We start from the raw sequence: 15,728 nt of genomic DNA, 5'->3' as shown, positions 1-15,728 counted from the left end.
AGTTAATCCCTTCACTTGGCTTAAAATTTTTGCTACGTCCACCTCGCGCAAACACAGCCATTAGTTTCAGGTTAACTGGTTTGCGGTATCACGTTTTGGCACTGGTGGATGCCGAGGGAAACGCTCAAACCTCATGGATTTAATCTAACAGGTTCAGCGAATATTTCAAACAAGAAAAAAGGCGCTCAAAATGGGAGCGCCTTTAATGTGTATACAACTGGTCTTTTTAATAACCTGGAGCACCTGTATCTGGAAGGATGGAGTCTCCCGCATCTTTTCTTGTTTTATCGAGATCAGACCCCTTCAATCTCTCCTCAGCTCGCTCTTGAGCATTAAGTCGAGTTCCATCAACATTAAACGCACTACCAGATCCAGTAAGGCGGTCTAAAGTCATACCAGCAGGATCGTCAAAGTGACCATTAACTCTCAGCAAAGCTAACCATTCATCCAGATTTACCTGTGTCCAGTCAATCTCAGATAAACGATCCAGTGGAATACCATCGCACTGAGGAGCTTTTGCAGGGCCGAAGTTCATTCCTAACTGAGGTCTTACTTGCTCCTGAATAATTCGTGATAGTGGAGAGCTAAAACAGCAGTATGCTTCGCGTTTTTCGATACATGCTCCCAGCACTTTTGATTTGCAATATGAACCAACCTTAGTGCAGCTATTCAATGCTCTTTTTGCATTCAATTCAAACTCTTCTTCTTCACACTTCCAAACTATTTGAATGATCATCATAGCCACAACATAAGCGGTATACGCGGCCATAATACCACTTAGTACACTCGCTGCCTGTTGTCCTACCATTTGCTCCATCATACCTTCCGATGCGCCAGCTGGTACACCAGCGCTTCCTGATGCAGATGCATTCCCTAGAGCTTTACTGGTTATTTTGGTGATTTCATCTTTGAGAGCCTGAATTGCCTCTTTTGCCAAGTCAGTGATTGGTTTAGTAAAGTTGTCAATCGCACCTGTAATGTTCTCAATATATGAAGTGAACGGCTTGGTGATTTCGGTCCAACCACTAATGGCTGGATCACGGATGGCTTGATAAGCACCTTTAATTGCACTGCCGTTATCCAGTGACATAATGGCACCATCCAGTTTAGGAACTGACATCATAAGAGTCAGATAGTCTCCCATAGATAGGCCGCTTGGTTTCTCACAACAATCCTGAGCCCCCCCAACAGCTTTTTTACATTCACCTGGATCGCCACCAAAAGCCTTACAAATAACGTTTTCTGTACCTGTTGGGTTATCGTTACCATCAGTACCAGTACACGCCATATCTTGTGTCATAAACTGAGCAGCATTCAGCAGTGCGGCAGCTCTGGCAAAGTCGGTACTTTGTGTCTTATTAACGTCTAAGCACTCGTCACCCATGCATTTTATTGGCCCACCACATGTAAAGTTTGTTTCTTTGTCTAAAGTAGGTACATCAACATCCGTCCCGCAATCAAAGGTATCTTCTTGCACATAACATGTTCCTGAACTTCCCTGAGCACCTTCCACACACTTAGAACTAACAAAACCGCACTGCGGGTTATCTTCCAGAACCTTACATGAATCAAGGTTGCCACCTTGATTATTTGGGCACTGTATTTCTCCTTGTGGGTCAGTCCAACACTCCATTTGCCCCTTGTAGAAGTCATAGTCAGCTTTTACTCTGACTTTTGTGCATAACTTAGGTATCCCAGGCAAAGGAGGCTCACTCAACATGTCCTCGCAAACTTTAAATCCATTTTTTACTACACAACCAGACGCATTTACATCAGATGGTTGCTCAATACAAGAGAATTGACCAGAAGCAAAACCATCTCGGATACCTACAGCTGCATCGAGACAACTCTGCGGGGTCCATGTGTCTTTGAATACTGCTTTTGAACGATCGTACTTAATTTTTATCCGACCAAAACCTTCACCATTACCAGCAACAGAAACTCTGATTTTAAAACTAACCACATCGCCTGGTTTTGTGTTTTTAAAGTGAGACGTCACATCAGTGTTGGGGTTAGTTTGCCAACTTGTACTTAGCTCACATGCACCGGGAGTTTCTGGGGGGAAGTTACTATTCGGACCTTGCCATACTTTGTTTTCACTGCCAGGAGGACCTACTAATACTTGCATATAGTCATCCCACTTAGCATATTCTAGTGTCGCTGAAATGATTGCATCAGGATTATCAACTCTAACCTGTGTTGCCTGCTCATAGATTGTACACCAGCCTGACCAGTAGTTATCGCCAACTTTACCGATCCAAAGTTCAATACAATCATCCCCACACGGCTTAATGTTAAATGGGCCATCATGGTATTTTATGATTTCAGCGTCATACTCATGCAACACTTCACAATCGGCACTTTTATCCGTTACCCTTTCACAAGTTCTATAATCTGGTATATGCGTTGCAATTGTATTGTTGTTAATGATTGTTTCAGCAGAACAATCACCAAAACCTTCTGATATCACATCAATGTCTTCATAGGTTTTCTTACTAAGGTTCATCAAGGGGTCATTGCTGAAATCAGGCTTTGATTGGTTTGTTGCATCCAAGAGAACTTTGTAGGCTGCTCCTGATATGGTGGGGCTCCCACTATTAGCATCACTCCATAGAGAGCTTTTTGCATTACCACCAATAGAATCCATACCATTGTTGTCATTATAGACACCTTCTAGTTCACCTAAGTTCGGGTTTCCATCTGGGAAGTAATAACTTGAAGGGTCACTATTGGAGCTGCTTGTACCCGGAAATAAATCATTTACATTTATAGTTCCACCACCATTTTGAAATTGACCATTTTCAAGTGTTGGAAAACTAATATTTCCGTTGTTAACTCCTCCTGGAGCGGACTTGAACGAAGACACTAAATCATTTGCTAAAACTTGCGCTTCTCGTCCTGCCTCACTAGCGCTATTGCCGTTAGCATAGGCATGTATCGGCAAGAAAGGGGTTGTCACTATTAGCAGAGAAGCGACAGCCCTCATCAACCTTGTATAATTTCTCATTACTTTATTCCTGTAACCCGTTCTTATTACCCCTCAACATATATCGCCATGATAGTCGCCCGACCGAGTTTCTTTAGACTGTGGAACTGTCCATTTTGGACAACACTGGGGTCGTTTACCTACGCTGCTCATGTCCTCCATATAAAGAAAAAGCCCCAAAACGGGGCTAGTTATTAGTGATTTCTTTGTTGAGCTTTAGTTATTACAACAATCATTCCAGCGCCATATCGTGTAAATAGGATCTTGACCTATTGCTGGAATTGTTTTCCCTATCCCCCACGTTAACGTTGACTCTCCGATAACATGTGAAGAATTTGTTTCTGCGACTGGATGCAATAAGGTAAATTTGTATTGTGTTTTGGGTAATGTTGGGCTTATGACACCATTACACATTGCATCAGAACCCATCGTCTTCCATGACAAACCTCGACGATGCAAAGCTGTTAGAACACGGGTTGCAAGTAGACTACTGTCTTTGATCACCCCTTTTCCACCATTTTGGTTTCCACTTAAAGGGTAAATTGACCCCCAACTACCTGCACACCAAAACAACTGCTTGAGAGGCTTACCAATACTCGCAGCCGCAGCGTCAGCTGTACATGCTGCCGCTGCTATAGGATTAGCGACAGCAGCAGCTTCGGGATTAGTAAAAAATGCAAGTTCATCAGAGTTCCAAGTAGGGTCTAACTCGGACAGGTACATAATATCTAAATCAGAGTAACCATCAGCATTGCAGGTCTTCTTCACGAACAGTTCCAACATTGTCATAAGAGGAAAGGCGTAAAAGTGATAATGCATAAATGAGCCATCACCACCGTCCATCGTTCCTTCTCCATGATGACCTTGGAACGTTCTGTCAAAGGGGAATCTAGTTCCATTAAGCACAGAAGAGCACCCTGGAACTCGTTGAAATTCAACCAAACGAGCAGGTTCCCACATTGACGTAGTTACACCTGGTCGTGGTATCCCATTGTTATCTTGGCAAGCACACAAAGGGCTCCCAACTGCATCAGACGGATAAGAACCACCACCTCCGCTCATTGTTGCCCCTGCCACTCGAATCGGAAATATGCATGACCAACAGATATCAGTAAAAAGTTTAGGGCCAATGACTTCTGCATTCTGGCATCCTGGATCAGCTTTAGCAGTCCCCGCCAAGGCAAATAGGGCCACTAATAAAATTGAATTCAATATTTTATTCACGACATAACTCCAACTCTAACTGGCTCAGATACTTGTGCTTGTTTTATTAATGAGTTCACTTCAAGGTCGAACGTGACGGGTTTGCCATGCAAAAAACCTTGCTGCCACTCTAATCCAAGAAGTTTTGCCACTTCTGATTGAGCTACACTTTCAACTCGTTCTGCAATCGGTGTTATGTTGTTAAGACGACAATACTGAACCGCCGCGTTACCTGCCAAACCCTTCAATTGTCCTATTTCAACTTTGCAAAATTGCCAAGAGTAAGATGTTAGGCGACTAACTGATGAGTGATCTTCTCCAAAGTCATCCATAGCTAAAGCAACATTGAACTGACTAAGTAAGGACCATGCGTTATCCAACTGTTCTGGTGTTACCTTTTCCGTGATTTCTATAACTACTTGGAATGGGGCTTTATCTGTAAGCTCTTTCAACAATTTGAACCACTTCATTCGCATGTCTGAAAAGCTCAATGTCTGTGGCGATACGTTAATAAAAATACTGGGGTAAAGCCTTTCGATAACAGGGACAAGGGGAATCAGAGATTTCATTATCTCTAAATCCACCATACCCCAATTAATCGGTGTTTTGTGGTCTGCTGGACCATAGACTTGACCTTGATGGTGCCATCTAGAAAGTACTTCTGCTCCAACAGTATTGCTACCATTTGAGGTAATCGTCTGAAATGCAGGGATCAGGTTCATTCCACAGCCTCCTTAACATCAAATTCCCTTACCAAAAAGTTATTCCCTTGAGCTGTAATTACTGTTGGCGTGTACTCGACTTGGAAGCGATTAACTACATCCGGCGTAAGCAGATAAACAGGAGCGTCAACTGTGTCCGTAACATGTTTATATGAATCCCAACCACTATCGCGCTCAAACTGAGTAGCAATATATGTGACTCTTTGAACCCCACGTTCTTGCTGCACTTTAGGGACAAGTTCAGTCAACAGTTCCATTTGCTTTTTATCTAAAGGGTCGAAAATGATAACGGCCTGAGTAAACTGACGAGTTCCCGGCTTACACTCTTCGCCGTGAGCGCAAAGTGGATTTATAACCTCACCTTTACGAGCAAACACAACTCCCTCAGCGGTACTTATGTCCTTCGATAGGTATATGCTTGGGTCAAGCAATCGCTCTCTATATCGTGGTGCCCGTGGTCTTTCGTTGAACTGCTGGTTATGCCAAAACCGCTTTACTGCCTGATCTTTCTTTTCTTCCCAGTCAATACCCGCTAGTTGAGCTTTAGCTCTCTCGATAAAGTCTTGCTCCGCAATTTCAACTGCTGGACCTCGAACTCCGAAGTCGCCAGACTCACCAGCATCCACCTCTTTTCTTATCCACTCCAGCGTCGATAAACCTGTAACTTTTGCGAGTTCTTTGGGATCGTGTCCAGGCTTAGTTTCTTCTTCAAGCACGACTATTGTTGGTACTGACGTGACATTATGTTTTTGGAACAAAACAGAGTTGATAACGACATTAGGCACTGGGTCCATTTGCTCTGCTAATTTTTGAACAGCTTTGATGCCATCACCAATGCTCATACCATCCGGAATTCCACGGAAAACCACTACCACATCATCTTCACCTGATGCCGTATCAAGGACGTCTTTCAGCCCTTCTTTTCCCAATGAGTAAGATGCAAAAATAAGAGTGGAGTGCCCTGTGTAGACACTTTTTTCGGCCTGTCTTTCTGCCATTGCTTTCAGCGTGGGGTCAGATTCTTGTAATTGCTGAAAAAACTGACGTGCTTCTACCTGAGATTGATCTAGATTTTTATTCTTCGCCCAATCAGGAAGCTCTTCCATTTGGCGAGCCTTCTCTGCCAACTCTCTTCCTTGCTCGATGATAGCCATATCCTCGCTAGTTAGAGGACTGTTACTAGCAAAAACAGAACTTGAAATGAGGGCCGCAACTAATACAGACAATTTAGAAAAGCGGATATGCGCGGCCAATGATTTGCTCATCTTTTACAGCTCCCCAATAGCGTGAATCAAAACTCGATATACTTTCCCCGAGAAACCAATAATGTTTCTCTGGAAGAACACCTTTCCCAAAGAAATGACTAGCAGGAACATTCAACTTATTAGCCAGTTGTAACCCTACTTGTTTAACCTCTCCGTTCACTACAACTTCCCAGTTTTTATTGACTTCAACAGTATCGCCTGGCATCCCGGAAAGGACTTTTAACATCCTTGTTCCATCATCATAAAGTGGCTCCATACCCTTTGCTGAAAAGGCGTAAATAGCATCTCTATGGAGTTCTTTATCTTTTAGGTCGATAAGGTAGACAGAATGATTAGGTAAACATCGCTCTAATTGAGGGTCATAACCGATTCGGTAACGTCCCGCAAAGGACGTCCCAGCAACCCAAAGAAGAGCAAGTACAATTGCAGCCTTTAAAGCAAATAGCTTCCAAGATTCTTTTCTAACAATGAGCTTCATTCCAGTATTACCTCCGAAGGTAAATAAATATCCTCAGGGGCACCTAAAGTAGCGGCACCATCAATAATCAAGTACCCCGCTTCTTTGAGTTTGAAGATTGCGTTGTTTGTTTTAAGCATCAATTGTTCGATCTCAGCCTCATCAGCTCCGGATGGGTATGAGCTCGCAATTTTCGTGAAATCCACAACAACTACTGGAGGCGTTAACGCTAATCGGTCATGAAGTGCTGCGGTTTCTTTGACCATGAAGTAATAAGAACCACCAAATCCACCAGCTGCACCTAACAACGCCGCAATTAAAATTGATTTAAAGTTCATCATCCTTTCCTTTTTAGTTATGCGGCCATGCCACGTTGATGCATTACTTGACGTATTGCGTCAGTGATATTTAAGCCCTGATCTACATACTTATTGATATCTCGGATGTCATCCGGGTCTGTTGAATAAAGTAGTTTTTGGAAATCACCTACAACCAAACGGCCAACACCAATGCCAGCTTTTGATTTAATGAAGATTTCTGAATAAGCACCTAGAATGGTGTGAACAGTTTTTAGGGTATGGAAACCACCTTCGGAAAGAGACAGACGGCCACTTCGTTTTACGGATTCTACTGACTCTTCTGTCTGACCAAGTAGGTACATGGAAGCTGAGTTCTCAGCAATAGCGCGACCCACAGGGTTTTCATACAGGTCGTTGATCGACTGAGTACAAATACCAATACTTCCACCGTACTTCCTTGCCTTACGGTATTGGTGTTCCATAAATGTACTAACTTCACCCTCTTTAAGCAGATCCCATGCTTCATCAATGATGACGACTTTTTTACGGTTACGTTCACCGAGGAACATTTCCTGCTGAATCTGGTAAATCATTTGCAGCAAAACAACCTGACGTAAATGCTTGCGGCCTTGTAGCTCATCAAGCTCCAGGACTGTAAAACGGTTTTGGAAGTTAACGTTATTCGAACCAGAGAAGTAGCTACCGTAACTACCCTTTGATGTGAATGCATATAGCTGTTGACCGATGTCTTTAATTCGTTGCTCATCAGACTCACAACACTTATCAGCGATGTGGTCTACAGTCATATCACGGCCAATAACTTCCCAGAGCTCGTTCATAATTTGCTTTAAACCTGCGAGTTGGTATTCATCCAACAAGCCTTTCTCGGATGCCATAGCTTTGACGATAGAGACAACACCATCCTCTTCTTCTTTCCAGTTCGTGATCAGTTCAAATGGGTTCAAACAAATGTTGGAGCCTTCGGCGAAATGCACAAAGTCCCCTTTCAGCAGTTCACACAGGTCTTTGTATGACTTACCTGCGTCTATAACCCAAACTTGAGCCCCCTCAGACAAGTAACTGAATATCAATTCGTTGGTAAGGAAACTTTTACCCGATCCAGATTCCGCTGCGACCACTAAGTTTTTGTTCGTGTCGCTATCATGCAAAGACAAGCTCATTAGCTGTCCGTTACGAGAAATCAATGCAGAGTGGAAAGTGCCAGTCCCTTTCCACTCGCCAAATACCGGTAATAGAACTGATGCCTGTTCAGTGGTCATGGTTTTATAACGAAACAGATCTTTTACGGCTTTTCGGTCGGTACAGAATGGCAAGCAATTGATAAACATTGGTAACGAGATAAATTTGTCTTCCATCATCTCGAAGCGGTTCTCGCGCCAGATGTTACGCGCCGCTGTTGCTGCTGCTTGAGCGCGTTCAGCTGTAGGAGCAAAAAGCACCAATGAGTAACTTACACGGACAGGTTTTGAGCCTTCTTTTAATGACTCATACAAAACATCAAAGTCATGCTTTTTGTCAGCAAGTACTGGAACAAATTTCAGCATAGGCCCGTATGCTTGGTTTACTGTAAACTGACGTTTTCTTTCAAGTGCATTCTTGGTGTTTTCAACCTCTGGGAAAAACAGGTTTGTCACGACCATGTAGTTTTCACGAATAGCTGAGTTGCCCCCACTGAGATCCCCAACAAAGGTGATTGCATCACCGAAATAGAAAGAGTCGGGCATTTTCTTCGCAGACATAACCTTAACGTGATAATCGCCTAAACGTAGACCGCTCTTATCAACTTCCAAATCTGTGCCGTAATCAAAAATTTGCTCACAAATGGGCTTGTCTGTTTCCCAATCGCAACCATCTGTTCGCCATGATGCCTCAGGCCCCCAATTGAGCATGGTATTCATTGTTCTGATGTAACCGACAGCAGTTAAGGGGACAGGGTGAACACCAATCGTTCTTAGTGAAGACTCAACTTTAGTCCGTAGGTTTGCCAGAGAGTCTAGTTCTTCCTGAGACGGTTCATTGGCATGTTTGATGGGCACTTTTACGGTGACGAACAGTTTTAGGTCGTGGATTAGACCAAGATCAAATGTTCCTTTCTTACATTTGGCAACCATTCTCTCGGTCGTATGTTTTTGAAGAAACTCCATTCGCTGCTCGATTGAAGAGGTCAACAGATCATCTCTGTAACCATCACGTAACCCCATCATTCGATACATTTCATGGTTTAAGTCAGGAGATCGAAACAAGATAAACTGCATGGTGGTTTTGGCCGGGTACTCCTGGTTCATAAAACCATTAACACGCTCTTGAATCTTTTCGTCAGCCCCGCATAGAGGATGGCAGTAGAAACCAAAGCCAATGCTTTTATCATCCATCAAGAAGGTGTAATCATCTTCTGAGTACGCAAGCACGGGGACAATCCCAGCAGCTCTTAAATGCTCTGGGATAAGCTTTTCTTGGAGCTTTTTTCTTATCGTAATAATGTTCATTTATCGCTCTCCAGCCATGTTTTCAGGTCCATATTCTGTGGTCGGCCAGCGTTGACTCGCCCATCAGGTGCAATCAAATAAGGAACACCTCGAATATTTAGTAACTGTGCGGTAAGCAGAGTGAGATCATGACGTTTACTGCTGCATGATGTTGGGTAGGAACCAAGCTTTCTTTGGCTAAGCGCTTCAAACGCTTTATCTTGGTCAGTTATGCAAGACAGAGCGCGAGCTAAACGGTTTGACTTATCACCAAGAATAGGTATCACGACAAACTTAAACGTGTATTCATCTTTAAGAGCTTTCGCCTCTTCCATTAGCTGGTGGCAGGCACCACACTGAGGGTCAACAAAGACCACTACTTCTTTTGGGCCAGTCCCAAGCTTTGCCACATTCATCGCATCTATATCGACATTCATGTCACGTAGCCTAAATCGGTCAGCGACATCGCGCATTTCTGTCAACGTACTGAGAGGCTTCTTTTGCCAGAGATCGTAGATTTGTCCTGAAATAACAAAGCGTCCATTCTCTGACAAAAACACGATTTGACCGTCACTTTCTACTGCATTGATGCCATAAATTGGCAACTCAACCATTCCAGTAATCTTTGCCTCTGCTTTCTGCACATCAGCAGCAGTAAAATCTTTCGCTGTTGCTACAGTACTAAGCAGCATGAGCACTGGTGCTATTGCTTGTTTCAACATACCTATCCTTTAACCGTCAGTTACTTTTTCATCAGTTGGCAGTTTATTCGGGATATGGATACAAGCCTGCATCTGTAGTTGCCCTGTTTGGTCAATTAGAGCGGAGAGACAAAAAAGCCCGGCGAGTGCCGGGCTTGGTTTAGATAGTCATACTTTTATTGAAGGGTCACAGGATCACTGCGACCACCAGCATCATCTATACCAGTCAAAGTAACTTCTGGCATTGCATCATAGCTGCGTTTGCTGATCGTCAATCTTCGTGATGAAGAGGCAACAGGTTCACCATTAAGCGTCCATTCAAATCCTTTCACACGACCATCGACATCATCACATGAGGCATACACAAGCCATGCGAATGTACTTTCTCTGTGGTCGATAGAACAAACCGGAGCTTGGTTTTCGATAACTTTTATCTTCAACTCTTTCTCCACTTCTTTGCCCATTTCAGACTTAATACGGAAGTTAATTGTGTGTTCTCCCGCGTCAAGCGTCATTCTTCCATAACGACCAGTGTCTTCAAGAGACTTCCCATTAACGGTGTACTGCATCACATTAATTCGGTCTCTTGGGTGTCCACCTTCAATATATGGACGAACCAAAACATCCAGAGGTTCACGATCTAGCTTATTTGAACCTGAGTATTCTAGTTCTACCTTATAGTTTTCAGCTTGACCTACCGTTATCGCTAACTGAGCTTCTGCTTCGTTACCACGAGCATCGCGCACAATGACCTTCACAAGGTGCTCGCCCGGCTCTGTGATTTCAAAAGAGCGAGACGTGTCTCGTTGATCTTTAAGCTTTGCACCTTCCGGTAAGATCCATTCGTAGGTAGGCTCTTCAAGCTTGCCTCGGAATCCAACAGGACGAACAGAAGCGCTAACAATAGCTGGTGCTACATCTGCATTTGCTCTGTAGCTGAGTGCAAACTCAGGCCAGACATATTGCCATACGCGAGCTTTGTATACCGTTTCCGATGTAGAAGACTCCTTGTAACCGTCGATCCATGCTGTGTATTTGATTTCAACACGAGCTTGATCCAAGTCTGCTTGATTTGGAACGTACTCAGCAGTGTTGCCTTCAATAATGGTTCCATCAGGAAGCGTGAAGAAACCCTTAACTTCGGCATCCAAATCTCGATAAGGCAGTCGAGTATCTGCGGTTAGTTTGTAAGTAAAGTCTTTCTCTACTAAACGAGGTCCATCAATACGAATACGCGGAGCTTTAACAGCTTTAAACTCTACGGTTTTCTTGGCCTGGCTATACGCATACGCATCATCTTCTGGAGCCATCGTCGAACGTACACGAGCAATTAGCTTAACTCGTTGTGGTTCTTCTCTGGTTAGCGTGATACGTGGAGCCGCAGTAGTGTAAGTCTTACCACCATCTTCTGACCACTCAATCACAGCTTTACTTGCATCAAATGCGTTCTCGCCATCCATAATGGTCGCTGAGTATTCAGAAGAACTACCCACCAAGAGCGTATCAGGACCAGGAACATCAACTTCAAGCGCTTCATACGAAACAATTTCTACATTTTCAGTGTACTTTTCTAAGCCCGAGTTTACGTTTACAACTTTAGCTCGAACTAGATATTTACCAACACCGAAACTCTCTACGAAACTGTACTTTCTACGCTCTTCTGTAGCATGTTCATTCCATGTCTGACCATCGTCATTACTCACTTCCCAGAAGACATCTCCAACTGAACGATAATCAAGCCGATCGACAATACCTAACTTAAAAGCGGCATTGAAAGGAGCTGCACCTGATAAACGACGAGTTGTAACCTCACCATCAATTTTGTTACCACGAAGAACCGTAGCAAAAATTGGGCTTGGAGATGCCTCGATACGTTCATATCCTTCAACTGGGCTAACAAGCTTCGCTTCTGCGGTAAATCGAATGTAGCTAGAGTCTACTTTCGACATTTCAACTGCTATTTCAGCTGAACCGTTTTCTGCATCCACCCATTCTGACATTGGTTCAATCTCTCCTGGAGAGATCTGACGAGACAGACGAACCTTCCACTGCCCCATAGTTGCTTCATCATATTCGTCGTTCCCACGGTACAAATCGCGTATATCGACTTTTACGTTCAGCGTTTGGATATCGAGAACAGTATTACCATCCATTGACAGCATTGGACGAATACCTTTGCTTGGCATTGCAATCAGTCGATATTCTTTAGTGCTCTTAATTTCAGGTACTTTTTCATATGAAGAGTCAACTTGGTAAGTTACTTCTTCCCACAGTTTGCGGTCATCTGTTCGAATACGACGATTCACCTTCATCGCTGTACCCATACCGGATGAATGCACTTCTGACTCAAGTGTTTCATTGTTCCTAGATATAGAAACCCTCAAGTCTGATGGCTTCGCATTCACTTGGACATCACCGAAATAATCACCAGTCATAGGAACGATGTAGATGTTGTCCTTGAAGTGATAATCGGTCATCAGATCAACTTGAGGAACCGCTGGGTCAACAACCTCGATGTTAAAGGTCTCATCCGCTAACGCTACACGAGCTCCACTACGAGAGAAAATGCTAACGCGCCAACTTAAAGGAACCGTTGCTTTTTCTGCCAATGAACCAATTAGTGTTGGTGTGTCGTATCGAGTATCTTGTAGCAGCCCTTCTGGAACTTCTTTCCACTCAAATAAGCAGCTTCTGTGCGCCGCTTCGGATACACGTCCACTCTCATCTTGCTTGGCTTTTTCAGCATCCATCGTCAGGATACAGCTTGGACCTGAGGTTTGTCGTAACTGAACATTTAAGTTCTGGATAACACGGTCTACTTGAGCAATATCTGACTCTGGTAAGTAAGTTACTGAACCCAAAGCAGAGACCACATTTAGCTTTCTGTTACCGCCGCCGATTTTTACCTTATCTTCGCCGTTAAACAGATATACACCATAAGTGACATCCTGTTCACCGATCTGCAATGCTTGACCAGATATACCAGCAACTCGATTACTGTTTACCACTTCGGCTTCATCTGGAATCTGCTCCCACTCAACAAAACATACAGGGTCTTTGATAGGATCTGATGATTGAGCTTCTTGCAGGTTCGTCGAATAGCGACATGGTACACCTGAGTCGGCAGAGACTTGGACATTGAAGTTGTCGATGACTTGTCGAACTTCCCAGGTATTGGCCGTTAAGCTTTCACTCGCTTTCCATGTTTTGATATTGGCTACCAAAACTGGTGAGTTAGGCGCTGTAGTCATAACCAAAAGGCTTGCTGTGCCAGCATCTGCACCATCAACAGCTCGAACTGGAATACTTAATCGTCCTCCAGTAGAAGCAAAGCTATGATTTTTCATAATGTCAGCAGTTTGGCCTGGTTCAACTCGAATACCGTTTACCACCAAAGGAATTTGAGCATCACTTCGCAATGTCACCATTACGTCGTATGAGCCAGTTACGACCGAACCATCACTTAACGTTAGAGGTTCAGTTTCGATGATGTTCTTACCGTCTGCATAGGTAAACTCATACGGAACTGCCGGAATAGCCATATTGCCGTTAAATCCGCCTGAAAGCGTAATTTCACGAGGTTTATAGTTAAACCATACGGCTTTTGTCGCTTCGTTACTCTGGTTATCTACAGCCTTTACGGTAAGAGTATAACTCTCACCTTCTGCCAGCGAAGGGAACATCACAGGGTATTCCAAACGGAATCGACCATTTGACTCTTCACGCCATGACAATTGAACAGATTCATCCGCCGGACCGCCGACTAAAGCAATCGACGTTACCTTCGGTGTACTGTCTAAGTTATCAGAAAGATTGATAACAACGTCATCCAAAGACTGGACATCATCAGTAACATTGACAGATAACGTTGGTGGCGTGTTATCGACTAAGATTTGCTCACCATAACTTTGCGTAGCACTGTTCCCATAGGTATCTATCGCTTCGGCAGACAGGGAATAGTTACCATCGGTCAGACTAGCAAAATCAAACGTCGCAATTTTAGTTTTATAGTCAGGTGAAGTGTACGATGAACGCGGCAGCTCGATCCGTTCTTCACCATTATCAGCATATGCTTTAAACACATTAGTGTCCCAATGACTTATCTGCCAGTTATTGACTCTATCATTATCAATAACCCGTACTGTCATTTGGCCTAATGTTTTATCAACAGAGACATTATCTATTGTTGGTGGATTCATATCCCAAAATGTGTACAGATACCCACCATGCACTGAAAATGATCCATCTTCTTTTGCTACATAATACTGAATTGGGCTGTATCCTCGCCCTGATGTCCTACTTACATTGACCTCAGCCTCACAAAACGTTTCATTTGCAGGGATCACACAAGCTCCAAAACCACTAAGCCAAGCTTTCTGGTTATATGGCCTTGCTTCTGAATGTATACGGACCTTATCCACCACGTAAGGGTGAGAGTAGCGTGGTCTTTCACTTGAGACCCACCCACCATCACTTAGATGATATTCAAGCTTTATTGGTTTAGGACCAAGAGAAGCCCCACCAGCTAGATTAAAATTAAAATCTGCGTAACGATGTGTTGAGTAACCACCAGCTTGGGTGAAGAAATGGAAATATGAGTATTTTTGAGGGTAGTTTAAACTTACATTTCGGTAAATAAATTCATTATCTTCCGAATCATAGGTTGTATCTCCCCATCCATATTTTGTTCCATTAAATGCAGTATGTTCCTGCTTTCTTCGTTTGTAACGAATTTGAACAGGGTTTTCATAAACATTCATACCCGATGTGTAGGGTTTCCAAATGCCTTCGGAACTATCGAATACTTCCGTCCAGACCTGGGGAACAACCTTATCAATCGTTGAAACTCTACTGATTTCTGTCTGGTTTCCTGCTTCGTCACTGATTGAAAAACCAAGAGTATACTCTGCTTGATTTTCAGGAGCCATCGAGCTACTGACTGCACTGCCGACAGGTAAAGATGCCACTCCCTGAACTGTATCCAAGGATGCGTTCGTTTCTCGTTTTTGCCCAGAAGAGTCGATGGTAAAGAATTTTGCTGACGATATACCGCTATCATCATCAATCCCTTCCAATCTCAACTCTTTACCCGCATAACCGTGGTTAAAGACATCAATACTACCCATACTAAAACCACTTCTGACCCACTGAATCTCCCCAGAAATAACAGGAGGTGTGATATCTACAATAATTGGGTATGTATCTGTTTGAACAGAATCTCCAACAGACGTAAGAATTTCTGCCTTAAATGAGTACTCGCCCTCCCCCGGAGCGGCTAGTTCTAACTCCGCACCATAATAGGACTTTCCATTAACTGTAATACGGTCTGCGCCTCCAAGCAGGTGACTCGTAGCCGAATTCACCACTGAACCGTCTGGCCTTACGATAGAGATTTTAACCTTACGGTCGATCCCTGCACTCAACGCGAACTTTATGTTCCCTGTTGGGTTGGCGTAAACGGTGCTTGGAGATAATGTGCGTTCTGCACCATCAGGTGTATTAAAGCTGTATTCTAACAATTCCGCTTGAGCTAATGGTGCAGCAATTGCGGCCATCGCACCAAGCAAGACTGGTAGCCTTAGCTTGAACTTATTCATAATGTTTTCTCC

At 43.6% G+C, this 15,728-nt stretch carries 9 protein-coding genes; all 9 read right to left on the bottom strand.

What is annotated here, in order from left to right:
• Positions 1-226: 226 nt before the first annotated feature.
• A complete protein-coding gene (gene traN / locus DZ860_RS18975; protein ID WP_014386723.1) occupies positions 227-3,007 on the bottom strand; it encodes a conjugal transfer mating pair stabilization protein TraN in 2,781 nt (926 codons plus the stop codon).
• 195 nt (positions 3,008-3,202) lie between these two features.
• Positions 3,203-4,210, bottom strand: a complete 1,008-nt coding sequence (locus DZ860_RS18970; protein ID WP_014386722.1) for a TraU family protein — start codon at positions 4,208-4,210, stop codon at positions 3,203-3,205.
• Positions 4,207-4,911 carry an EAL domain-containing protein gene (locus DZ860_RS18965; protein ID WP_014386721.1) on the bottom strand — a complete coding sequence of 235 codons (705 nt, stop codon included), beginning with the start codon at positions 4,909-4,911 and terminating at the stop codon, positions 4,207-4,209. Before DZ860_RS18965 ends, DZ860_RS18970 begins: the two co-directional genes overlap by 4 nt.
• Positions 4,908-6,176, bottom strand: coding sequence for a TrbC family F-type conjugative pilus assembly protein (locus DZ860_RS18960; protein ID WP_014386720.1), 1,269 nt, complete (start codon positions 6,174-6,176; stop codon positions 4,908-4,910). The genes DZ860_RS18965 and DZ860_RS18960 overlap by 4 nt, the downstream gene beginning before the upstream one ends.
• The gene (locus DZ860_RS18955; RefSeq protein WP_014386719.1) at positions 6,139-6,654 is read right to left on the bottom strand and encodes a S26 family signal peptidase; all 516 of its coding nucleotides are present in this window, start codon (positions 6,652-6,654) and stop codon (positions 6,139-6,141) included. The genes DZ860_RS18960 and DZ860_RS18955 overlap by 38 nt, the downstream gene beginning before the upstream one ends.
• On the bottom strand, positions 6,651-6,971 hold the full coding sequence (locus tag DZ860_RS18950; RefSeq protein WP_041154752.1) for a hypothetical protein: 321 nt from the start codon (positions 6,969-6,971) through the stop codon (positions 6,651-6,653). Before DZ860_RS18950 ends, DZ860_RS18955 begins: the two co-directional genes overlap by 4 nt.
• A gap of 17 nt (positions 6,972-6,988) precedes the next feature.
• A complete protein-coding gene (gene traC, locus DZ860_RS18945; protein ID WP_014386717.1) occupies positions 6,989-9,439 on the bottom strand; it encodes a type IV secretion system protein TraC in 2,451 nt (816 codons plus the stop codon).
• On the bottom strand, positions 9,436-10,140 hold the full coding sequence (locus DZ860_RS18940) for a DsbC family protein (RefSeq protein WP_014386716.1): 705 nt from the start codon (positions 10,138-10,140) through the stop codon (positions 9,436-9,438). The genes traC and DZ860_RS18940 overlap by 4 nt, the downstream gene beginning before the upstream one ends.
• A 155-nt stretch (positions 10,141-10,295) precedes the next feature.
• Positions 10,296-15,716 carry an Ig-like domain-containing protein gene (locus DZ860_RS18935; protein WP_014386715.1) on the bottom strand — a complete coding sequence of 1,807 codons (5,421 nt, stop codon included), beginning with the start codon at positions 15,714-15,716 and terminating at the stop codon, positions 10,296-10,298.
• Between the last annotated feature and the right edge of the window lie 12 nt (positions 15,717-15,728).

Origin of the sequence: Vibrio sinensis (assembly GCF_003605645.1) — a bacterium.
GTDB classification, from domain to species: Bacteria; Pseudomonadota; Gammaproteobacteria; order Enterobacterales; family Vibrionaceae; genus Vibrio; species Vibrio sinensis.
Note: the sequence above shows the minus strand (reverse complement) of the source record. Positions and strands in the feature narration are given on the sequence as shown.